This window comes from Nonomuraea sp. NPDC047897, from assembly GCF_043204415.1.
GTDB lineage: Bacteria > Actinomycetota > Actinomycetes > Streptosporangiales > Streptosporangiaceae > Nonomuraea.
Window position 1 is genome coordinate 200,100 of record NZ_JBIDCC010000008.1, and the last position, 21,816, is coordinate 221,915.

General features: G+C 72.7%; 19 protein-coding genes. 11 read left to right on the forward strand and 8 right to left on the reverse strand.

The annotated features are described in order from the left end of the window. Nucleotides 1–116: 116 nt before the first annotated feature. Nucleotides 117–869 carry an aminotransferase class IV gene (locus ACGF0J_RS19770; protein WP_393147688.1) on the reverse strand — a complete coding sequence of 251 codons (753 nt, stop codon included), beginning with the start codon at nucleotides 867–869 and terminating at the stop codon, nucleotides 117–119. Nucleotides 870–920: 51 nt separating this feature from the next. Next, on the reverse strand, nucleotides 921–2,165 hold the full coding sequence (locus ACGF0J_RS19775; protein ID WP_393147690.1) for a M20 family metallopeptidase: 1,245 nt from the start codon (nucleotides 2,163–2,165) through the stop codon (nucleotides 921–923). Between the two features lie 100 nt (nucleotides 2,166–2,265). On the opposite strand from ACGF0J_RS19775, the gene ACGF0J_RS19780 reads away from it, so the two are divergent. Both ACGF0J_RS19780 and ACGF0J_RS19785 read left to right on the forward strand, forming a co-directional pair. Further along, on the forward strand, nucleotides 2,266–3,006 hold the full coding sequence (locus ACGF0J_RS19780; protein WP_393148073.1) for an HAD-IIA family hydrolase: 741 nt from the start codon (nucleotides 2,266–2,268) through the stop codon (nucleotides 3,004–3,006). A gap of 41 nt (nucleotides 3,007–3,047) precedes the next feature. Beyond that, nucleotides 3,048–3,677 (forward strand): hypothetical protein, encoded by a 630-nt coding sequence (locus ACGF0J_RS19785; RefSeq protein WP_393147692.1) that lies wholly within the window; start codon nucleotides 3,048–3,050, stop codon nucleotides 3,675–3,677. A gap of 90 nt (nucleotides 3,678–3,767) precedes the next feature. Here ACGF0J_RS19785 and ACGF0J_RS19790 read toward each other — a convergent pair whose 3' ends face one another. After that, the gene (locus ACGF0J_RS19790) at nucleotides 3,768–4,214 is read right to left on the reverse strand and encodes an NUDIX domain-containing protein (protein ID WP_393147694.1); all 447 of its coding nucleotides are present in this window, start codon (nucleotides 4,212–4,214) and stop codon (nucleotides 3,768–3,770) included. Nucleotides 4,215–4,291: 77 nt separating this feature from the next. On the opposite strand from ACGF0J_RS19790, the gene ACGF0J_RS19795 reads away from it, so the two are divergent. The 6 genes from ACGF0J_RS19795 to ACGF0J_RS19820 all read left to right on the forward strand — a co-directional run bounded on the left by ACGF0J_RS19795 (nucleotide 4,292) and on the right by ACGF0J_RS19820 (nucleotide 11,479). Beyond that, a complete protein-coding gene (locus ACGF0J_RS19795) occupies nucleotides 4,292–5,221 on the forward strand; it encodes an acyl-ACP desaturase (RefSeq protein ID WP_393147696.1) in 930 nt (309 codons plus the stop codon). 71 nt (nucleotides 5,222–5,292) lie between these two features. After that, nucleotides 5,293–7,248, forward strand: coding sequence for an ABC1 kinase family protein (locus ACGF0J_RS19800; protein WP_393147698.1), 1,956 nt, complete (start codon nucleotides 5,293–5,295; stop codon nucleotides 7,246–7,248). A gap of 515 nt (nucleotides 7,249–7,763) precedes the next feature. After that, the gene (locus tag ACGF0J_RS19805) at nucleotides 7,764–8,369 is read left to right on the forward strand and encodes an NADPH-dependent FMN reductase (protein ID WP_393147700.1); all 606 of its coding nucleotides are present in this window, start codon (nucleotides 7,764–7,766) and stop codon (nucleotides 8,367–8,369) included. A 126-nt stretch (nucleotides 8,370–8,495) separates the two neighbouring features. Continuing rightward, nucleotides 8,496–8,915: an alternative ribosome rescue aminoacyl-tRNA hydrolase ArfB gene (gene arfB / locus ACGF0J_RS19810; RefSeq protein WP_393147702.1), complete on the forward strand. Its 420-nt coding sequence runs from the start codon at nucleotides 8,496–8,498 to the stop codon at nucleotides 8,913–8,915. A 90-nt stretch (nucleotides 8,916–9,005) separates the two neighbouring features. Then, complete coding sequence (locus ACGF0J_RS19815) at nucleotides 9,006–9,827, forward strand: hypothetical protein (protein ID WP_393147704.1); 822 nt, start codon at nucleotides 9,006–9,008, stop codon at nucleotides 9,825–9,827. Nucleotides 9,828–9,934: 107 nt separating this feature from the next. Next, a complete protein-coding gene (locus ACGF0J_RS19820) occupies nucleotides 9,935–11,479 on the forward strand; it encodes an alkaline phosphatase D family protein (protein ID WP_393147706.1) in 1,545 nt (514 codons plus the stop codon). 102 nt (nucleotides 11,480–11,581) lie between these two features. On the opposite strand, the gene ACGF0J_RS19825 is transcribed toward ACGF0J_RS19820, so the two are convergent. Further along, entirely contained in the window at nucleotides 11,582–13,045 is a 1,464-nt protein-coding gene (locus tag ACGF0J_RS19825) for an FG-GAP and VCBS repeat-containing protein (RefSeq protein ID WP_393147708.1), read from the reverse strand. 149 nt (nucleotides 13,046–13,194) lie between these two features. On the opposite strand from ACGF0J_RS19825, the gene ACGF0J_RS19830 reads away from it, so the two are divergent. Next, nucleotides 13,195–14,439: a cytochrome P450 gene (locus ACGF0J_RS19830; protein ID WP_393147710.1), complete on the forward strand. Its 1,245-nt coding sequence runs from the start codon at nucleotides 13,195–13,197 to the stop codon at nucleotides 14,437–14,439. Here the strand turns inward: ACGF0J_RS19830 and ACGF0J_RS19835 are convergent. Further along, a complete protein-coding gene (locus ACGF0J_RS19835; RefSeq protein WP_393147712.1) occupies nucleotides 14,429–15,850 on the reverse strand; it encodes an MFS transporter in 1,422 nt (473 codons plus the stop codon). The genes ACGF0J_RS19830 and ACGF0J_RS19835 overlap by 11 nt on opposite strands. A gap of 69 nt (nucleotides 15,851–15,919) precedes the next feature. Here ACGF0J_RS19835 and ACGF0J_RS19840 point away from each other — a divergent pair, with 69 nt between their 5' ends. Then, entirely contained in the window at nucleotides 15,920–16,495 is a 576-nt protein-coding gene (locus ACGF0J_RS19840; protein WP_393147714.1) for a hypothetical protein, read from the forward strand. A gap of 167 nt (nucleotides 16,496–16,662) precedes the next feature. Here ACGF0J_RS19840 and ACGF0J_RS19845 read toward each other — a convergent pair whose 3' ends face one another. Then, on the reverse strand, nucleotides 16,663–16,899 hold the full coding sequence (locus ACGF0J_RS19845) for a hypothetical protein (RefSeq protein ID WP_393147716.1): 237 nt from the start codon (nucleotides 16,897–16,899) through the stop codon (nucleotides 16,663–16,665). 288 nt (nucleotides 16,900–17,187) lie between these two features. Here ACGF0J_RS19845 and ACGF0J_RS19850 point away from each other — a divergent pair, with 288 nt between their 5' ends. Beyond that, the gene (locus ACGF0J_RS19850) at nucleotides 17,188–20,043 is read left to right on the forward strand and encodes a BTAD domain-containing putative transcriptional regulator (RefSeq protein ID WP_393147718.1); all 2,856 of its coding nucleotides are present in this window, start codon (nucleotides 17,188–17,190) and stop codon (nucleotides 20,041–20,043) included. A gap of 22 nt (nucleotides 20,044–20,065) precedes the next feature. On the opposite strand, the gene ACGF0J_RS19855 is transcribed toward ACGF0J_RS19850, so the two are convergent. Both ACGF0J_RS19855 and ACGF0J_RS19860 read right to left on the reverse strand, forming a co-directional pair. Then, nucleotides 20,066–20,665, reverse strand: a complete 600-nt coding sequence (locus tag ACGF0J_RS19855; RefSeq protein WP_393147720.1) for a TetR/AcrR family transcriptional regulator — start codon at nucleotides 20,663–20,665, stop codon at nucleotides 20,066–20,068. 45 nt (nucleotides 20,666–20,710) lie between these two features. After that, nucleotides 20,711–21,352 (reverse strand): heme oxygenase (biliverdin-producing), encoded by a 642-nt coding sequence (locus ACGF0J_RS19860; RefSeq protein ID WP_393147722.1) that lies wholly within the window; start codon nucleotides 21,350–21,352, stop codon nucleotides 20,711–20,713. Between the last annotated feature and the right edge of the window lie 464 nt (nucleotides 21,353–21,816).

Genomic DNA, 21,816 nt, shown 5'->3' on the forward strand with positions numbered 1-21,816 from the left:
ACCGGACCATACGTGGACGGAAAACGGTGCGTCAATAATCTCCAGTGGTTGTGAGGCTAATGTAACTTTCCTTCATCGGTGCCCGTGATGACGCTCGTCTCCACCCCCTGGACGTCCTAGACGATCGGGTCCCACGGCACGGCGTCGAAGCTCGCGACCAGCCGTGCCCAGGCGTCCTCGTCCACCTTCAGCACCAGGTCGTCCACCCGGCCGACCGGCACGAGCCCCCACGAGTTGGACAGGAACACCAGCGGGCTCCCCGCCAGGTCGGCGACCCGGAGCGGCCGGTGCTCGGCGGGCAGGACGCGGTCCAGCAGCCCCATCGAGACGCCGCGCAGCATCGGCGCGTCCGGCCAGACGACGCGCTCGCCGTCGAAGCAGCCGAGGTTGGCGATCGTCCCCTCGCTGATCAGCCCGTCCGCGCCCACCAGCAGCGCGTCGTCGAAGCCGTGCGCCACCGCCCGCCTGCCCAGGTAGGCCTGGGGGAGACCGCCCAGGTGCTTGACGTGCGGCAGGAACCGCGTGTACGTGACGGACATGAGCGACCGGGGCGCGTCCGGCCACCGGTGCGGCGCCCCGGCGGTGGCGATGACCCGCACGCCGTCCCGCTCGACCACGTAGACGCGCACGCCGGCGTCCGCGACGTCGCCGAGCGCCCGCCCGATGGAGCCCACCACCAGATCGCGGTCCAGGGGTGCGCCGAACAGCTCCTGCGTGGCGGCCGTCAACCTGGCCAGGTGCAGGTCCAGCCCGCGCACCCGGCCGCCGCGCACCTGCATCGCGGTGAAGTGCCCGTACCGGGCCGCCATGGTCAGGGCGAGGTCGTCCGCGCCGCCCGGGCGCCCGTCGATGACTACGTGATCCGTCACGCCGTCCAGCGTACGCACGGACGCCCGGAACCGGATCAGGACGCCAGGTGGCTATCGCGCCGGCCGGCTCATCGCCAGGCGGCTCATCGCCAGCGCCGCGTACAGGGCCGCGCCGTCCGGCAGCACCGCGTCGTCGAAGACCGCCTCGGCGGAGTGGTTGTACGGCGCGGTCGCCGGGTCGCGGTCCGGCGGGCACGCCCCCAGGAAGAGGAACGCGCCCGGCACCTCCTCCAGCACGTACGAGAAGTCCTCCGCGCCCATTACCGGCTGCGGCGAGACGAGGAACCGGTCCGGCCCGAACAGGTTGCCGGCTGTCCGCTCCGCGAAGCCGGCTTCGCCGGCGTCGTTCACCGTCACCGGGTAGCCCATCCCGAACGACGCCTCCACGCCGAGCCGGTGCGCCGCCGCGACGGCCTCCACGACCTCCACCAGCCGCCGCCGCACCAGCGCCCGGTTGGCCGCGCTGAACGTGCGGACCGTCGCCTCGAAGTACGCCTCGTCGGGGATCACGTTGTCGGCCGTGCCGCCGTGGAACTGGCCGACCGTGACCACCACCGGGTCGAACACGTCGAACGTCCTGGTCACCATGGCCTGGAGCGCCGTGACCATCTCGCAGCCCGCATGGATCGGGTCGAGCGCGCGGTGCGGGCTGGAGCCGTGGCCGCCGCGCCCCTTCACCCGCACCTGGAACACGTCCGCCGCCGCCATGATCGGCCCCGGCCGGGAGGCGAACAGGCCGGGCGGCAGCATGGAGGAGACGACGTGCATGCCGTACGCGGCCACCGGCCGGGGGCCGGCCGCCTCCAGCACCCCCTCGGTGATCATGTGCCGGGCGCCCTCGAACCCCTCCTCGCCCGGCTGGAACATGAACACCACGTCGCCGGCCAGTTCGTCGCGGCGGGCGCTGAGCAGGTGCGCGGCGCCCGCCAGCATCGCGGTGTGCAGGTCGTGCCCGCAGGCGTGCATCCGGCCCTCGACCCGCGAGGCGTACGGCAGCCCGGTCCGTTCGGTGACCGGCAGCGCGTCCATGTCGCCGCGCAGCAGCACCACCGGGGCGGACCCGCCGGCGCCGGTCTCCGCTCCGTTCCCGTCGCGGGTCCGCCCGCCGCGCAGCACGGCGGTGACGGAGCTGAGCGAGGCGCCCGTCGTGATCTCCAGGGGCAGGCCGTCGAGGGCCGTCAGCACCGTCTCCTGGGTGCGCGGCAGGGTGAGGCCGAGTTCGGGGGTGGCGTGCAGGGTGTGGCGGAGGCGGACGAGCTCGTCCCGCATGTCCTGGGCGGCTTCGGTGAACGACATGGTGATATTTCTTCATACGGCGGACGCGAAGTCGACAAGGCGCCCTCGGTACGATGACCGGGTGACCGAGCGTAAGCAGATCGATTATTGGTTGTCCGATATGGATGGCGTCCTCGTCCACGAGGGGCGCCCGGTCCCCGGGGCCGACACCTTCATCAAGCGGCTCGGAGCCTCAGGCAAGCCGTTCCGGGTGCTGACCAACAACTCGATCTACACCCCCCGCGACCTGTCCGTGCGCCTGCTCGCCGCCGGCCTGGAGGTGCCGCCCGAGTCCATCTGGACCTCCGCGCTGGCCACGGCGGAGTTCCTCACCGACCAGCGGCCCGGCGGCTCGGCGTACGCGATCGGCGAGGCCGGGCTGACCACGGCGCTGCACGAGGTCGGCTACGTGCTCACCGACCTCGACCCCGACTACGTGGTGCTCGGCGAGACCCGCACCTACAGCTTCACCCAGATCACCCGGGCCATCCGCCTCATCGAGAACGGCGCCCGCTTCATCGCCACCAACCCCGACCCGATCGGCCCGTCCACCGAGGGCTCCCTGCCCGCCTGCGGCGCCGTCGCCGCGATGATCACCAAGGCGACGGGCGTGGAGCCCTACTTCGTCGGCAAGCCAAACCCCCGCATGATGCGCAGCGCGCTCAACGCGATCGACGGCCACAGCGAGACCACCGCCATGATCGGCGACCGCATGGACACCGACGTCGTCTGCGGCATGGAGGCCGGCCTCTACACGATTCTCGTGCTCACCGGCGTCACCCAGCCCGGGCAGATCGACCGCTTCCCCTACCGGCCCTCCCTCGTGGTCGACTCGGTGGCCGACCTGATCGAACTCATCTGAACCTGACGGGATCCGTCAGGTACGGGTGGCACGCTGGGTCCATGACCCGTGTCTACCTGGAGATCGGCCCGAAGAAGGTCTTCGCCTGCTCGCTCGTCTGGCCCGGCTGGTGCCGCGTCGCCAAGGGCGAGGAGGCCGCGCTCGACCTGCTCATGGAGTACGTCCCGCGCTATCGCGTGGTGGCGGCGCGGGCCGGACTGGCGTTCGAGCCCGGCGACCCCGAGGTGGTCGCCCGCGTCCCGGGCGACGCCACCACCGACTTCGGCGCGCCGCACGCCGTCTGCGACCTCGACCACGAGCCGGTGGAGCAGGCGGAGGCCGAACGGCAGGTGCGGGTGCTGCGCGCCGCGTGGGAGCTGTTCGACGAGGTGGTGGCCGCCTCGCCCGAGGAACTGCGCAAGGGGCCGCGCGGGGGAGGGCGTGACACGTCCAAGGTGTACGCCCACGTCGTGGAGGCCGAACGCTCCTACGCCCGCAAGCTCGGCGTGCGGCACGGGCCGTACCGGTCACGCGAGGACCGCGACGCGATGCGGGCCGAGCTCGCCGCGGTGCTGGCGCGGCCCTGGCGGCCGGGCGAGGGAGACCTGCGCTGGCCGCCCCGCTACGCCGCCCGCCGGCTCGTCTGGCACGTCGTCGACCACCTGTGGGAGATCGAGGACCGCCGCTCGTGAGACGCGCGCCGGTCAGCGCGTGCTGATCAAGGGCTGATCAAGGCGCTGATCGGGTGCGCTGATCAGGGCGTGCTGATCAGGGCGTGCTGATCAGGGCGTGCTGATCAGCTCGGGCAGCGCGGCGATGTGCTCCGACAGGTAGGCGGCGACCGCCTCCGGCACGACGTGCCGCGAGGTGATCTCGGACGGCCGCAGCGGCAGCCGCTCCACGTCGTAGCGCCCCCGCGCCGGGTCGTCCAGCTCGGGGCCGTGCCGCAGCGCCGGGTCCATGGCGACCAGGCGGCAGCCGTAGACGTGTTGCGTCTTCACCGCGCCCTGCCACGGGTGGGTCACCGTGGTCAGCGGTGTGATGCCGGACACCGTCGCGCCCAGCTCCTCCATCAGCTCCCGGCGCAGCGTGTGCTCCAGGGTGGAGTCCTCCGGCTCGACGTGGCCGCCGGGCACCGAGTAGTAGACGTCACGGCCCGGCACCGTGCGCCGGAACACGATCAGCAGGTCGTCTTGGTCGAGCAGGACACCGCGGACGCTGGGGCGCATGGTGGCACCTTACGGGACGGCGACGACCTTCCGGTAGCCTAACCTACGGTGCCGTAACCAAAGGAGACGATGTATCTATGGCGATGACTCAGACGGAACTCCTGCACGAGCTGGAGCCCGTGGTCGCGGGAGAGCTCGACCGCCATCACGCGATGGCCAAGGAGTGGTTCCCGCACGAGTACGTCCCGTGGAGCGAGGGCCGCAACTTCGACGGTGTCTACGGGGGCGAGGCATGGCAGGAGGGCGACTCCAAGCTGCCCGAGGCCGCGCGCGTCTCCCTCATCGTCAACCTGCTGACCGAGGACAACCTGCCGAGCTACCACCACGAGATCGCCACCACGTTCGGCCGCGACGGCGCGTGGGGCACCTGGGTGCACCGGTGGACGGCCGAGGAGGACCGGCACGGCACCGCGATCCGCGACTACCTGACCGTCACCCGGGCGGTCGACCCCGTCGCGCTGGAGCGCGCCCGCATGGTGCACATGGAGCAGGGCTTCGCCACCGAGTACGGCACCATGCTGCAGCAGCTCGCCTACGTCTCCTTCCAGGAGCTGGCCACCCGCATCGCGCACCGCAACACCGGCAGGGCGTCGGGTGACGAGGGCTGCGAGCGGCTGCTCGCCCGCATCGCCGCCGACGAGAACCTGCACATGCTCTTCTACCGCAACCTGCTCAAGGCGGCCTTCGAGCTCGACCCCAACCAGACCATGCGGGCCGTGACCGACGTGGTCACCACCTTCCAGATGCCCGGTTCCAGCATCGAGGGTTTCACCCGCAAGGCCATGGTCATCGCCCACGAGGGCATCTACGACCTGCGCCTGCACCTCGACGACGTGCTGATGCCGGTGCTGAAGCAGTGGGCGGTGTTCGACAAGACCGGGCTCGACGCCGAGGGCGAGCAGGCCCGCGAGGAGCTGTCGGCGTTCCTGGCCAGGACGGAGGCGACGGCCGCCCGTTTCGTGGAGCGCCGGGAGGCGCGCCGCGCCCGTGAGGCCGCCCGGCTCTGACCCGGAGGCGTCCCGCCCGGCAGGCCATACCGGGCTGAGGTGGGGCATTTCATCTGGAAGGATCGAGGGCCATGGACGTCTCCGTGGCCCTGATCGTGTCCGTCGTGGCACTCCTGATGATCCTGCTGCTCGCCGGCTCCGCCCGCCGCCTGCTCGGGGTCAGGTTCGGGGCCGTCCGGACGTTCCTGGCCGCGCTGCTGGCCTTCACCCTCGCCGCGCCGCTGCTGTCGCCGATCCTGGAGCCGTTCGAGGGCGACCGCGACCCGGGTATCGGGGCCGCCTGGGCCATCCTCCTGGCGACCATGTGCGTGGTCCTCATCCCGATGGTGCTACTCGTCCTGGCCGAGGCGCTGGTCCCGCCCGGCTCGATCCCCGGCCCGCTGGAGCTGGCCAGGTCGTTGCGCGGCCGCGCCTCCCGCACCAGGCGCTACTCCCAGATCACCCGGATCGCGATCCGCCACGGCCTCGGCCCGTACCTGCGCGGGCGCGACCCGAGGACCGAGGCGGGGGACCGGCCGGGCAGGCAGCGGCTGGCCGCCTCGCTGCGCCGGGCGCTCGACGACGGCGGCGTCACCTTCGTCAAACTCGGCCAGGTCCTGTCCACCCGGCGCGACCTGCTGCCGGCGGAGTTCGTGGACGAGCTGATGCTGCTGCAGGACCGGGTCGCCCCCGCGCCGTGGGAGCAGATCGAGCCGGTGCTGACGGCCGAGCTGGGCGGAGCGGCCGAGAGCGTCTTCGCCGCCTTCGACCGCACCCCGCTGGCCGCCGCGTCGATCGCGCAGGTGCACGTCGCCCGCCTGCACACCGGCGAGGAGGTCGTGGTCAAGATCCGCCGGCCCGGCATCGACCAGGTCGTGGACCGCGACCTGGACATCGTCCGCCGCCTGGCGCTCACCCTGGAGACCCGCACCCGCTGGGGCCGCTCGCTCGGCGTGCGCGACCTGGCCGAGGGGTTCGCGGTCGCCCTCCGCGAGGAACTGGACTTCCGCGTCGAGGCGGCCAACATGGCCGCCGTCACCGCGGCCAAGGGCAGCGACGTCACCTATCCCGCCCCCGTGTCGGCGCTGTGTACCGAGCGCGTCCTCGTCATGCAGCGGCTGACGGGCCGCCCGCTCGTCACGGCCGACCCCGGGCAGGGGCCCGAACTCGCCCGGGCGCTGCTCGACTGCCTGCTGCGGCAGGTGCTCATGGAAGGCGTCTTCCACGCCGACCCGCACCCCGGCAACCTCATGCTGCTCGACGACGGCACCCTCGGCCTGCTCGACTTCGGCTCGGTCGGCCGGCTCGACACCTCGATGCGCTCGGCCCTGCAACGCTTCCTGCTCGCCATGAACCGGCAGGACCCCGTCGCCGTCACCGACGCGCTGCTGGAGGTCGTGCCGAGGCCCGAGGACATCGACGAGCCCGCCCTCGAACGGGCGCTCGGCCAGTTCATGGCCAGGCACCTGGTGCCCGGCACGGGCAGCGCCCAGCTGTTCACCGACCTGTTCACCCTCGTCTCCCGGCACGGGCTGTCGGTCCCGCCGGAGGTCGCGGCCGTCTTCCGCGCCCTGGCCACCCTGGAGGGCACGCTGCTGCGGCTGGCCCCGGGCTTCGACCTGATCGGCGAGGCCCGCGCCTTCGCCCGCCGCCACCTCGCCGAGCGGCTCGACGGCGACGCCGTGAAGGAGGCCGTCGGTCAGGAGCTGGCCGCGCTGCTGCCGATGCTGCGCCGCCTGCCCCGGCGCGTGGAGCGCATCGCCAGCGCCGCCGAACACGGCCGGTTCAGCCTGAACGTCCGCCTGCTCGCCGACGACCGCGACCGCCGCTTCGTGACCGGACTGCTCCACCAGGTGCTGCTGACCGTCCTCGGCGCCACCGCCGGGCTGATGGGCGTGCTGCTGCTGGGCACCGAGGGCGGCCCGCGGGTCAGCGAGGCGATCACGTTCTTCCAGATGATCGGCTACAACCTGCTGGTCGTCAGCTCCGTCCTCGTCCTGCGCGTCCTCGTCGTCGTCTTCCGCCGTCCTCGCGACCCGATCGGCTGAACCGGCTCGCGGTCTTCCTCCCGATACGGCAATCCCGGCCGCGTCTTGACCACGGGATGGTCTTGGACATCCAAGACATCGGGCAGGTTCCCGACCACGGGTGCCAGAACCCCTCTGCGGAGTCGAGCCGGCATCCTCCCCGATCCGACGACGGTGATCTGACGACTGGGATTCCAACGGCGACGGCTACCCCGTGAGGAGGAGGTCGCGTTGCGGTTCGCGATGCGCAGGCCCACCCGGCGGCGGCCCCTCCCGTACGGACCCGCTCCACTGAGTCCCGGCCCGCCGCCGGTGCGCGTCGCGCACGGCGGGCGGTGGTGCGCCCGCGCGCTCCTGTTTCCCGTGAGAATGCTGATTCTCCGCCTGAATCCCTGCGAACGGGGCAGCTCCGCAGTGCTCCAGCGACCTGCGATCACCTCAGCGAGCTCCAAGTACACGACCAGGGAGGTCACGATGACCCGCCGTTCCACTACTCCGCGCCGTCGCGGACGGGGCGCCCACGCGGCAGGTGCTCGGTGAAAGTCGTCGGGATGGCCGGCAGCCTGCACACCGGGTCCTTCATCAACAGGCTGCTGGAGGCGGTGGGCCGCGAGCTTCCGCCGGAGGCGGGCTTCACGCGCTGGCCCGGCCTCGCCACCGTGCCGCCGTACGTCCCGGGCCCGGTGCCCGGCCCGGCACTCGAACTGGTGCGGCTGGTCGACCAGGCCGACGGGCTGCTGCTGACAGCGCCCGAGCACAGCCTGCTGCCCGCCGAGCTGGGCCACGCGCTGCGCTGGCTGACGGCGGCGGGGGTGCTGGCCGGCAAGCACGTCGCGGTGCTGAGCGCCAGCGTCCGGGCCTGCGGCGCCATGTGGGCGCAGGCCGAGCTGTGCACCCAGCTCGCCGGCGCGGGCGCCGTCGTCACGGGCACCGAACTGGTGCTGTCGCCGAGCTGCCCGCACTTCGACGCCCAGGGCCTGCTGACCGCCCGCTACCTGCGCGACCAGGTGCGCGACGTGGTCGACCGGCTCTGCCCGGCCTCCGTACGTGAGCCCGTACGTGAGCCCGTACGTGAGCCCGTACGTGAGCCCGTACGTGAGCCTGTACGTGAGCCCGTGCGTGAGCCGGTGCTCTCGGCCTGAGCGGCCCTCCTCGCGCGCGCGGAATCCCGTCTCCCGCTGGAGCGTTCGGAGAAAAGCCGTTGCCAGCCGTACGGGTGCCATCGGTACGGTGGAGGCAGATCCCGCACCCGTGAGGAGCCCATCGCCATGTCCGGCGCCACGTCCGGCCCGCTGGTCGTCACCGACTCGGTCGTCATCCCCGACGCCGAGCTGCTCTGGCGTTTCTCACGCTCGTCCGGTCCGGGCGGCCAGGGAGTCAACACCACCGACAGCAGGGTGGAGCTGACGTTCGACGTGTCGGCCAGTTCGGCGCTCCCGCCGTCGCTGAAGGCCCGCGCGCTGCAACGACTGGGCGCCGGCGTCATCACGATCGCCGCCTCCGAGCACCGCTCCCAGCTGCGCAACAGGGAGGCGGCCGCGCAGCGCCTCGCGCAGCGGCTGCGCGAGGCGATCGCGCCGCCGCCGAAGCGCCGCCGGCCGACCAAGCCGGGGCGGGGCGCGGTGGAGCGCCGCATCGCCGCCAAGAAGCACCGCGCCGACCTCAAGCGGCTGCGCCGCGACCCCTGAGGCGTCCGCGTCAGCGGAAAGGGCGGGCGAACGCCCGCGGCCTATGCCACTATTCGCCTGGCATGTACCGGGGTCTTGTGGGGAGGCGCTGTGGCCGGCATCGTCGGCGTGCACGGGATCGGCAAGTACGACTACTTCGTGGCCGCCGGCAACTCGGCCACCGGCGCGGCCGAGGCGATGCGCCGCAAATGGGACCGCTACCTGCACGCGGCCCTCGGCGGCGAGCCCCGGCCGTACCTCAGCGACGTCGCCTACTACGCGCACCTCCTGCACGACGGCCGGCCGCGCTCGGCCGAGCCCGGACAGCTCCTCGCGATGGAGGCGCCCGCCCACCGGGTGCTCGCCGGCTGGGCGCGGCAACTCGGCGTCGGCGAGCACGTCACGGGGGCGCTCAGGACCTTCACCGGCTGGCTGCTGACCCGGCTCGACAGCCGGTCGGCGGCGTTCGCCGCGCTGTTCGCGCCGGAGGTGGCGGCCTACCTGACCGACCCCGGCAGGCGCGAGAAGTCCCGCGACGCCGTCGCCGAGACGATCCGCCGCAACCGGCCCCGCGTGGTGATCGCCCATTCGCTCGGCAGCGTCGTCGCCTACGAGGCGCTCTGGTCCGACCCCGACCTCCGGGTGGAGCTGCTGGTCACTCTGGGCAGCCCGCTCGGCATGCGCGACGTCGTCTTCGAACGCCTGCTGCCCGCGCCGGTCAACGGCCGTGGCCGGCGGCCTCCCGGCGTCGCCCGCTGGGTGAACATCGCCGACCGGGACGACATCGCCGCCATCCCGCCCGGCCTGTGCGACAGCTTCTCCGGAGTGGACCAGGAGGAACTGGTCAACCTCGACTGGATCGACTTCCACACCGCGGAGAAGTATCTCGGCTGCCCCGCCATCACGTCCCACCTGCGACCATTCATCGCATGACGTGGATCGTGTCCGGGAGCGGCCGCCCCGCTCCCTGACGGACGCTGTTCACGTGGACGTGCCCCGGCTGTCATGGCCGGGTCAGCCGGGCCGGACATACCTGGAGCGTGGACCGCAGATCCTTCCTCGCGGCGGCGACCGCGGGCCTTCTCACCGGCACCGGCCCCCTCACCTCCACCGGCACCCCGACCTCGACCGGCACGGGCACGTCGAGGGCGTTGAAGGGCGACCCGTTCACCCTCGGCGTCGCCTCCGGTGACCCGTCGGCGGACGGGTTCGTGCTCTGGACCCGGCTCGCCCTCGACCCGCTCGGCGGCGACGGGCACGGCGGCATGCCCGCCCGCGACGTGGACGTCGACTGGCAGGTCGCCACCGACGAGCGCTTCTCCTCGATCGTCCGGTCCGGCACCGTCACCGCCCGGGCCGGCGCCGCGCACAGCGTGCACGTCGAGCTCGCCGGCCTGCGACCGGGCACGCCGTACCACTACCGCTTTCGCGCCCAGGGGCGGCTCTCGCCCGCGGGCCGCACCACGACCACACCCGACGGGGAGCGGCCGCTGACCTTCGCCGTGGCCGCCTGCGCCCACTACGAGCACGGCTTCTACACCGCCTACCAGCGGCTCGCCGAGGAGGAGCCCGACCTGGTGGTCTTCCTCGGCGACTACCTGTACGAGTACGGCCCGAGCGGCTACACCGCGCTCGCCGGCCGGGTCCGCTCCCACACGCCGGGCAAGTGCGCCACCCTGGCCGACTACCGGCTGCGCCACGCCCAGTACAAGAGCGACCCCGACCTGCAGCGCGCGCACGCCGCGGCGCCGTGGCTGGTGGCCTTCGACGACCACGAGGTGGAGAACAACTGGGCCGGGCCCGTCTCCAGCACCGGCGCCCCCGCGTTCGCCCGCCGCCGCGCCGACGCCTTCCGCGCCTACTACGAGAACATGCCGCTCCGCCGCGCCTCACTCGGGGGAGCCGCGCTCCGGGTGAACCGGCGCGTCTCCTGGGGCACGCTCGCCCGCTTCCACCTGCTGGACACCCGCCAGTTCCGCGACGACCAGGCCTGCCTCGACGGCGTGCGGGCCGGCTGCGACGAACGGTTCGACGAGGGGCGCACCCTGCTCGGCGCCGGCCAGTGGCGCTGGCTGGAGGACGGCCTGCGCGGCTCCGCCGCCCGCTGGAACCTGCTCGGCCAGCAGATCATGGTGGCCCACCGCGACTACCGGCGAGGGCCGGGCCGCGAGGTGAGCCTCGACTCGTGGGACGGCTACGCCCCCGAACGCGCCCGGCTGCTCGGCTCGCTCGCGGCCACCTCCAACCCGGTCGTGCTGACCGGCGACGCCCACATGCACCACCTGGCCGACCTGACGGCCGACCCCGACGACCCCGGCTCCCCGGTCGTCGCCCGTGAGCTGGTGGCGTCCTCGATCGCCAGCGACGGCGACGGCTACCGCGACGGGACGTGGATCGCCGAGTCGATGGCCGAGAATCCGCACATCTCCTACATCGACCAGCGGCGCGGCTACATCATGGCCCGGCTGACCCGCGACGACCTGTCGGTCGCGTACCGGACGCTGGACTACATCTCCCGCAGGGGCGCCCGCGCCCGCACCGCGCACCGCGTCACGATCCCGTCGGCGGAGCAGGCGCGCGCCTGACCGTCCGCCGGGCGGCACCCGCGGGTTCGCTCGGCGTCGTGGCCGCCGGGGGCCGGGAACCCCGGTGGCCGTGCCCGCCCGCACGACGCGGTCGCTCCAGGGTCAGCCGAGGGCGTAGCCGTACAGGCCGGGCCCGCTGCCGAGCCGGCGGGCCGCGCCCGGGCGCACCCCCGCGTACGGGCCCGGCCGGCGCATCCCCGGCACGTACCACACCGCGCCCCTCTCGGGATCCGCCACCACCAGCCCGTCGCCATGCCCGCCGCCATGCCCGTCGCCATGCCCGTCGCCATGCCCGTCGCCATGCCCGCCGCCATGCCCGCCGCCATGCCCGCCGCCACGCCCGTCGCCGCGCCCGCTGCCCCGTGCCGCCCGCCCGCCGGGCAGTGCGGCCGGCACCCAGCCGCGCCCCTTGACCACCGCGTCGCCACGCCGCGTCAGCCCGCCGGACCGCCCAGCGGCCAGCACCTGCACCGCGTTCTCGCCCGGGACCCCGACCGCCAGCTCGTCGTCACCGTCGCCGTTGAAGTCACCGGCTGCCAGCGCCGCCCCGAACCGGTCGTAGTAGCGCGGCTCGCCCTTGAGCAGCCGCTGCGTCCACATCTCGGTGCGTGCCCCGCGCAGCCCGGCCGGCCCCCCGTACACGACGTGGACCGCGCCGTCGCCGTAGTCCATCGCGCGCTGCCGGGCGCTCAGCCCCTCGCCCGGCACGCCGACGGCCAGGTCGTCGCGGCCGTCGGCGTCGAAGTCCCCGGTGGCCAGCGCCGCGCCGAACCCGTCCCACTTCTCCGCCGACCCCTTGACGCCGGGGCTGCTCTGCGTGAGCGCCAGCGCCCGGCGGCGCGCGGGGTCGAGCACCGTGACCGAGCCCTGCCCGTCCTGCGTCACGGTGTCGGCGGGCGCCCCCACGGCCAGCTCGTCGCGGCCGTCGCCGTCGAAGTCGCCCGCGGCGAGCGCCGCGCCCCACTGGTCGGTGACGGCCGCGGCCTGCCGCACCCAGCCGGTCCGCTGCGTGATCTCCTGCCGGTCGCGGCCCTTCATCCAGTAGACGGTGACCGCCCCGCCCCGGCCCCGTGTCGGTGCGCCGACGGCCAGCTCGTCGCGGCCGTCGCCGTCCAGGTCGCCGGCCGCCAGCGCGGCGCCGAACCGGTCGCTCGACGGCTCGGGCAGCGTCAGCCGCCCCGCGGGGCGCAGCCCGTCCGGTGAGCCGTGGAACAGCTCGACGGCGCCGTTGCCGTCGGCGCCCGGCACCCGCTCGTCCGCGAACTCCTCCGACACGCCGACGGCCAGGTCGGCGCACCCGTCGCCGTCGAACTCGCCCACCGCCAGCGCCGAGCCGAACGCGTCGCCCGGCTCCGGCTCGTCCTGGACGAGCCGCACCGTCCGGCCGTCGCCGTACAGCACGGTCACCGAGCCGGCCCGCCGGTCGTCGTACGGGGCGGCCACGACGAGGTCGGCGCGGCGGTCGCCGTCGAAGTCGGACGGGGCGCCGCCGCACGACCGTGCGGCGGCGGGTGCCGTACCGGCGGCCAGGGGAAGCGCCAGGCAGGCGGCGAGCAGTGCGTTCATGCCTCCAGTGATGTCCGGCCGGGTGAAACCCGGACTGAACGGCCCGCGAACGCCCCCCGAGGTCCTGATGCACAGTCCTGATGCACATCGGTGGGGCGGGCGCGGGGATCCGTGGCGGGACCGGGGAGGGAACGTGCCAGGATAGGCCCGTGGACATCGATCTCGCGGACATCGATCTCGCAGACCTGGACTTCTGGCGCAAACCGCTCAAGGAACGACAGGAGGCGTTCGCCCGGCTCCGGCAGCTGGAGCACCCGGTGTTCTTTCCCGAGAAGAAGGTGCCGCTGCTGCGTTCCGGCAAGGGTTTCCACGCCCTCGTCCGCCACGCCGACGTGGTGGAGGCCAGCCGCAACGCCAAGGTGTTCTCCAGCGAGCCGGCCGTCACCAACCCGGAGCCGCCGGGCTGGGTCAAGCAGGTGTTCGGCGAGTCGCTGGTCAACATGGACGACCCGCGGCACGCCCGGCTGCGCCGCATCGTCACCCGCTCGTTCAGCCCACGCATGCTGGCCGGGCTGCAGAGCGACATCGAGGCGGCCTGCACGCGCATCGTCGACGACGTCGTCAAGGACGGCCCGCGCGACTTCGTCGACCAGGTGGCCGCCCGGCTGCCCATCCACGTCATCTGCGACATGCTGGACATCCCGCAGGAGCTGCGCGCCAAGGTCCACCAACACGTCGACGTCTCCACCGCCTACACCGGCGTCCGCCCGAGCCTGGCCCGCAGCGTCCAGCTCGCCGGCCAGAACATGCTGGCCCTGCTGGCCCTGCAGCGCATGGTCATCAAGCTCGGCCACGAGCGGGCCGCCGCCCCGGCCGGCGACCTCATCTCCCTGCTGGTCACCGCCAACCCCGACGGCGAGAAACTGACCGACAAGGAGCTGGGCTCGTTCTTCGCCCTGCTGCTGGTGGCCGGCAACGAGACCGCCCGCAACACGATGGCCCACGGCATCAAGCTGCTCACCGACAACCCGGCGCAGCGCGAGCTGCTGATGAGCGACTTCGACGGCCACATCAACGGCGCGATCGAGGAGATGGTCCGGTTCGTCTCGCCCATCATCCAGTTCAGGCGCACGGTGACCCAGGACTACTCCCTGCGGGGCCTGGAGCTGAGGAAGGGCGACAAGGTCGTGCTGTTCTACGGCTCGGCCAACCGCGACGAGAGCGTCTTCCCCGACCCCGACACGTTCGACATCACCCGAGACACCAAGCCGCACGTCGGCTTCGGCGGGCCGGGACCGCACTTCTGCCTGGGCGCCAACCTGGCCAGGCAGGAGATGCGCACGATGTTCCGCGAGCTGCTGACCAGGCTGCCCGGCATCCGGTCGGTCGGCGAGCCGGAGCTGCTGCTGTCCAACTTCGACAACAGCGTCCGCAGCCAGCCGTTCACGTTCTGATCAGAGGGGGCCGGTCAGGCGCGGGTCTCCTCGGGCGCGAGGACGTTCGTCCTGATCGTGGGAACGTGATCAGTGCGGAGACCAGCATCATCACGGCGCTGATCAGCATCGCGGCCCGAAACCCCGCGTCGAACACCGCGGGCCGTTCGAACGCGTCGCCGACCAGTCCCACCAGCGGGGGCACGGCCGCCACCGCGAGGAGGCTGCCGGTCCGGGCCACCGCGTTGTTCACGCCGCTGGCGGTGCCCGCGTAGCGCTCCTCGGCGCTGGCCAGCACGGTCGCGGTGAGCGGCGCCACCGCCGCCGACAGGCCGAGGCCGAAGACGGTCACCGCGGGCAGCACCTGCAGCGCGTACGAGGAGCCGGGCCCGATCGCGCTCATCCAGACGAAGCCGAGCCCGGCCACCAGGATGCCGGCCGTCATCGGCAGGCGGGGCCCGTGGCGCCTGGCGATCTCCCCGGCCCGGGGCGACAGCAGCATCATGAGGATCGTGACCGGCAGCAGGGCCAGCCCGGCCGCCACCGGCGAGAAGCCCGACACCACCTGCAACTGGATGACGAGCAGGAAGAACACCACGCCCATCGCGGCGTACATGATGAGTGTGACGACGTTCACCGCCGTGAACACCCGGTCGCGGAACATCCCGACCGGCACCAGCGCGGCGGGCGAGCGGCGCCGCTCGACCACGACGAACGCGACGCCCAGCAGCACGCCCACGACCAGCGGCGCCGGGGCGCCCCGCTCGATCAGCCCGTAGGTGATCCCGGCCAGCGCGAGCGCGGCCAGCGCCGAACCGAGCACGTCGAAGCGGCCCGCGGCCTGCTCGTCGCGGCTCTCCGGCACGTGCCGCAGCGTGACCAGCACGACGAGCAGCGCGAACGGCAGGTTGATCAGGAACGCCCACCGCCAGCCCGCCGTCTGCACCAGCCAGCCGCCCAGCAGGGGCCCGATCGCGCTGGCCACGCCGCCGAGGCCCGACCAGAGGCCCACGGCGCGCGGCCGGTCGGCCCGGACGAACGACGCCTGGATGATCGCCAGCGATCCCGGCGTGAGCAGGGCGCCGCCGATGCCCTGCAGCGCGCGGGCGGCGACGAGGAACTCGATGTTCGGCGCCAGCCCGCACAGCGCCGAGGCGACCGCGAACCAGACGGTGCCCAGCAGGAAGATGCGGCGCCGGCCGAACCGGTCGCCGAGCGAGCCGCCGAGCAGGATCAGCCCGGCCAGGGTGAGCGTGTAGGAGTTGACCGTCCACTGCAGGCCCGCCATGCCCGCGTTCAGCTCGTCACCGAGGAAGGGCAGGGCGACGTTGACCACGGTGCTGTCGAGCATGGCGAGGCCAGAGCCGAGCACGGTGGCCGTCAGGATCCACCGCCCGCGGGCGGAGGTGAACATCACGTGCCCGTTGTCCATGGGCCAATCCTGTCACCGGCGCCACCGGCGCCGGATCTTGCCCCCGCTGCCTGCCTGTTGGATGGGGGCATGACCCGGACCGCTGTCACCCGACTCCGTCAGGCCGTCGCCCGAACCGCGGCCGCCACACGCGACCGTACCGCCACGGGACGGCCCCCGGAGGACGCCGACGACCTCGTGGGCACCTTCGCCACGGACGGGGCACTCGGCTTCGATCCGTTCCCGTTCCTCCACGCCCTGCACCAGGCAGGTTCGCAGGCCGTCGTCATCGGCCAGGTCGCCGGCATCATTCACGGCTCCGCCGAGCTGACCGGCGACCTCGACCTGCTGTGGGACGGGACGCCCGCGGAGGCGCGCGCCCTGCGCGACGCCCTCGTCATCGCCGGCTGCGCCGAGCCGCCCGACCTCGACCACCCTCAGGTGGCCTACCGGGTGACCGGGGCCGGCGGAGACCTGTGCACGCCCGCCCTGGCGTGGGGCGGCCTCGACGTCGCCGCGTGCCTGGCCCGAGCCGTGCACGCGGACGACCCTTCGGGTCTCACGATCCGCTACGTCGCCCTCGACGACCTCATCCGCATGCGGCGGGCCATCGGCCGGCCGAAGGACCACCGCCGCGCCGACGAACTCGAACGCCTGCGCCCCTGACCCCGCCGCCGGACTCGGCGTGAGCCGCTGCCGGCGCATCACTCGGTCACGGGGCAGCCGCCGCCACGAGTGCCGGCACGAACGACACAGCCACCGACACAGCCACCGCCTCCTCTTCGCCGTTGCCGGCGAATCGCGCAGGGAGGCGGTGGCCGGCGGGTAGCCGGCTACGGCCTGGCGAGGGCGTACATCTTCGTGGAGCCGACCTTGATCGTGGTGCAGTAGTACTCGGGTCCGGCCGCGTTGGCGGCGCTGTTGCACGCCTTCGCACCCGCGGTGGTGTACGGGAACCACCTGACGATGACCTGCGCGGAGGCCGGCGCCGGAGCGAGGGCGACGACCATGGCGGCGGCGGCGATGGTGGTCGACATCCCCACGGAGATGCGCTTCATTGCATTCTTCATACGCCGATCCTTTCCAGGCTGGGGGGCTCATCCGGAATGGAGCGTTGTGCCAGAAAACGCACGCTCATTCCGGCAGTGCCGTTAACGGATTTGCGGTCCGAGTCTATGGAGCAGGCGCCTGATTTCCGCCTGGTTTCCGCACAGCCTCCCGGTTCGGGAGGTCAACCCCGGAACCCGCTGACCCGGAGCGCCTGACCGCTACCGCGCCGGCGGCCGGGGGCCGGCATGATGATCGTCTCGCGGTTACACTCGTGTGGTGTCAGCAGGCGAGAGGGGGCGGGGGCCCTGATGGACGCTGAGAACGGTGCCGCGCCGGCCATGCTGTTCCGCCTCCTCGGACCTGTTCGGCTGGAGACGAGGGCCGGCCGGGTCACCTTCTCCGGCAAGCGGGGCGCCCTTCTCGCGGCGCTGCTCCTGCACGCCGACCGGGTGGTCTCGACGCAGCGGCTGGCGGAGGCGATCTGGGATCGGCCGCCGACCGGCGGCTCGGCCTCCCGGGTCAGGATGCTGGTCTCCGAGGTGCGCCGTACCTGCGTCGCGGTGGGTGCGGACGTCATCGACACGCAGCGGCCGGGCTACGTTCTGCGACTTGCCGCCGGCCGGCTCGACCTCACCTGCTTCCACTCCCACGTGGCTCTGGCCCGCGAAGCCGTGGCCGCGGGCCGGCCGGAGGAGGCACTCGGGCGGTACGACGAGGCGCTGAGCTGGTGGCAGGGGGCTCCCCTCTGCGGGATCAGCGGCTCGTTCGCCGAGGCACAGGCCCAGTGGCTGGAGGAGCAGAGGTTCGACGCGCTGGAGGAGCGGCAGGCCGTGCTGCTGACACTGGACAGGATTTCCGACGTCGTCACGGAGGCACGCGCGCTGGCCGGTGAGGCGCCGCTCAGGGAGCGCCTGCACGGGCAGCTCATGCAGGCGCTGAACCGGAGCGGGCGGCGCGGCGAGGCGCTGGAGGTGTACCGGCAGTTCCGGAACCGGATGGTCGACGAGCTCGGCCTGGAGCCCACGGACGAGCTCCGGCAGGTGCACCAGCGGATCCTCCGGTCCGACACCTTCGCGCAGCAGCAGCCGGACCCGCGCAGCGCATCGGCGCCGCGGCGGGACGAGCCGCTCGTGTCGGTGTCCGCAGGGTTCCTGCCCGTGCCCAGCCAGCTTCCCGCTCCGCCCGCGTCGTTCACGAACAGGAGCTCCGAGCTGCGGGAACTCGATCGGCGGCTGGCCTGCGGCACGGACAACGTCGGCGTCGCCGTGATCAGCGGCCCCGGCGGCATCGGCAAGACCTGGCTCGCGCTCCACTGGGCGCACACCCGGCGCGACCGTTACCCGGACGGCCAGTTGTATGCGAACCTCCGCGGTTTCGACGACGCCGACGAGCCGGTGTCGCCGAGCACCGTGCTGCGCCACTTCCTGGGAGCACTGGGAGTGCCGCCTGCGGTCATCCCCGTGGAGCAGGAGGCGCAGGCCGCGCTGTACCGCTCTGTCCTGGCGGGCCGCCGGCTGCTCGTCGTCCTGGACAACGCCGGAGACGGCGCCCAGGTGACGCCGCTCATCCCCGGCAGGCCGGGCTGCACCGTACTGGTGACCAGCCGCAACCGGCTCCTGAGCCTGCACGCCACCCACTCCGCCCACCTGCTGGAGGTGAACGCCTTCTCCGACGAGGAGGCCCACCGGATGCTCTCCCACCATTTCGGCGCCGAGACGATGGCCGCCGATCCGGCCTCCGTCGGGGTGCTGCTGGAACACAGTGGGGGGCTGCCCCTGGCGCTGGGCGTGCTGGCCGCGCGCGCCACAGCCCATCGTGGTTTTCCCCTGGCCGTGCTCGCACAGGAGCTGCTCGACCCGGCGACCAGGCTCGACGCGCTGCAGACGGGCGATCTGGGCGCCGGCCTGCGTGCCGTGTTCGCCTCCTCGTACGCGGCGTTGGACGAGCGGGCCGCCCGGCTCTTCCTCCTGCTGGCCACGGCCCCTGGCCCTGACATCGGCCTGCCCGCGGCGGCCGCCCTCGTCGGGCTGCCGCCCGCCGAGACCCGTGCCCTGATCGCCACGCTCGAGACCGCCAACCTGATCCGGCAGCACTCCCCGGGCCGCTACCGCATGCACGACCTCGTCCGGCTCTACGCCGCCGAACGGGCCGAGGCCGACCTGCCCGCAGCAGCCCGGGCACAGGCTCTGGTCCGGGTGGTCGACACCTACACCGCCATCGCCTGTACCGCGGACCGGGTGCTCTTCCCGCACCGTCCCGCCATCGCCATCGCCGCCTGGCAGGGGGACGTCCCGGCCGTCGAGGACACGTCCGCCGCGCTGGCCTGGTTCGAGACGGAGCTGCCGTGCCTGCTGGCCGCGCAACTCCTCACCCCCGGCCTGGGCATGGACGTGGCGGGCTGGCAGCTCGCCTGGGGCATGAACACCTTCTTGCTACGCCGCTCCTACACCCGGGAACGGCTCGACGTCTGGAAGGTCGCGCTGGCGGCCGCGGACCGGCTGGACGATCCGCACACCACCGCCGTCGTTCACTGGCACACGGGCTACGCCTATGCGGCAGCCGCCCGGATCGACGAGGCGGTCGGCCACCTCGACCGGGCGTCGGAGGTGTTCGAGCAGGTGCGGGATCGGTCCAGGCTGGCCCAGGTGCACCACACGACGGGGTGGATGTGGAGCGTCCACGGTCAGCCGCGGCGCGGGCTCGGCCACGCGCAGGCCGCGCTGCGGCTCCAGCGTGAGGTGGGCGACCCCATCTGGGAGGCCAACGCCCTCAGCGCGGTGGGCTGGATCCGACTGCAGCTCGGCGAGCACGAGGCAGCGCGCGCCGCATGTGAGCGAGCCCTCACGCTCTTCCGCCGCCACCACGACCGCGGCGGCGAAGCCGCGACGCTGGACAGCCTAGGCCTGCTCGCCTTCCGCCGGGGCGACCACGAGCGCGCGCTGGAGTACTACGGGCAGTGTCTGGACCTGCGCAGGGGCACCGGCAACGCGTTCCAGAGCGCCGACACGCTGGTGGGCCTGGGGGACGCCCACGACGCCGCCGGAAACGACGCGGAGGCGAGGGCCGCGTGGCGGGACGCGCTGGCCCTGTACGGCTCCCAGCATCGCCTGGCCGAGATCGAGCGGGTGGAGAAGAAGCTGGAGCTCTCAGCGGTCCGCGGATGACTTCGGCGGAGACTCCTCGCGATCAGGGGTGGCCGCCGAGCGCCCTGAGCACGAATCCCGACACCAGCTCGCCGGCGGCCTCGACGCTGACCGCGCCGCTGATGAGGGGCACCCGCTCCGCGCCGATCACGGCGAGGATCATGCGCGCTGTGGCGGCCACGTCGGGCACCTGGAAGTCGCCGGACGCGATGCCGGTCTCCAGGATCTCCACCAGGATGCGCTGCATCGGCGCGACATGCTCGGCCAGCCGCTGGTAGGCGTCGGGTCCGAGCGTCGCGCTGAGCTCGGCCGGGCCGGGATGCGGGTGCGCCACCAGCCCGGCGAGCTGTAGCCGGACGAACGCCCGCAGCCGGTCGGCGGGGGAGGCCCCCTCGGGCAGCTCCTGCTCGTAGCTGTCGATGAAGTAGCGGGTGACCTGCTCGGTGAAGGCCAGCAGCAGCGCGGCCTTGTCGGGGTAGTAGTTGTAGAGGGCGGTGCGGGTGATGCCTGCCTCGCCGGCCACGTCCGTCATGGAGATGGCGTCGATGCCCTGCTCCCGCGACAGGCGCGAGACGGCCCCCAGGATGCGGTCACGCGTCTGGGCACGGTGCTCGCCGATGGTGGCGGCGGAGATGCGGGGCATAGGCCTTATGGTAGGACGGACGGCGGCCCGCCACTCGTGGTCCGGTCAGGCGGCGGTCTTCACCACGTGCAGCAGTTCGGTCAGCACCTCGGTGTTGAGCTGGTAGGCCAGCTTCACCTCGCGGATGATCCGCTGCTGCTCCCGCTCGTCCAGGTCCAGGGCGTCGAGCCGGGCCCGATACTCGTTCTTGAACCTCGGCAGGCTGCCCACCTCGTCGAACACGTAGAAGTCGACGCCGCCGCCCTTGCGGTAGCCGTAGATCTTCTGCAGCTCCATCCGGATGAACTGCCCGCCCGACAGGTCGCCCATGTAGCGGGTGTAGTGGTGGGCGATGTAACCACCCGGCCAGTCGGCGACCTGGTGGATCCTCGCCACCAGGGTGCGCGTCGCCTTGGAGGGGGCGACGCGGTCCCGCCATCCCGGCCCGTAGATCGCGGCCAGGTCGCGCTCCAGTGCCTGCTCCCGGTAGAGCTCCGGGAAGACGAACCTGCCGGCCACGGGGTGGCCGGCCAGCGTCCTGGAGACCCCGTCGAGTGCCACGTAGGCGAAGTAGTGCTGGGCGACCATCTCGCCGTACTCGGCCGGGGTGAGCCGGCCGCCCATCAGCTCCGTCAGGTAGCTCTCACCCTCGGCCGACTCGTGGTCGCTCCAGGTGGCGCTCTTCAGGATCTCGGAGAACGACGTCACACTTCACCCCACCGCGTACGAATGTTTCATGACGAAGTGTCACAAACCTGGGGTGGCCGCGTCAAGTAGGAGACGACACCGTGTCGTCAAACCGGTCCCCAGGGAGACGGGAGGTATGTCCCGAAAAAATCCGGTGATCAATGTGGCTGCCGGGTCAGAATGGCTGTGAGAAGGATTCGCGTGTACGCCGGTGAGGTGCTCTTGCGGTTATGTACAGTTCGTCTCCTGCGGGTCTCGCCTGCCCGCTCCCTCCCACGTGAATCGAATTCCTCGCACGTCGAGCGCGTTATCCGAATCTACCCGCACGCATATCGAACGGGACCACAGACGGGACCGAGGCATCCCTTTGACTCAACACCGATTCCCCATGTTCGGCGCCCCGGACGAGGCAGGTGGCCCAGCGGTCGCCAACGGCTACCCGGCGTATCTGCTCGGTCGCCGCTGCCCGCCCCGAACACCGCCAC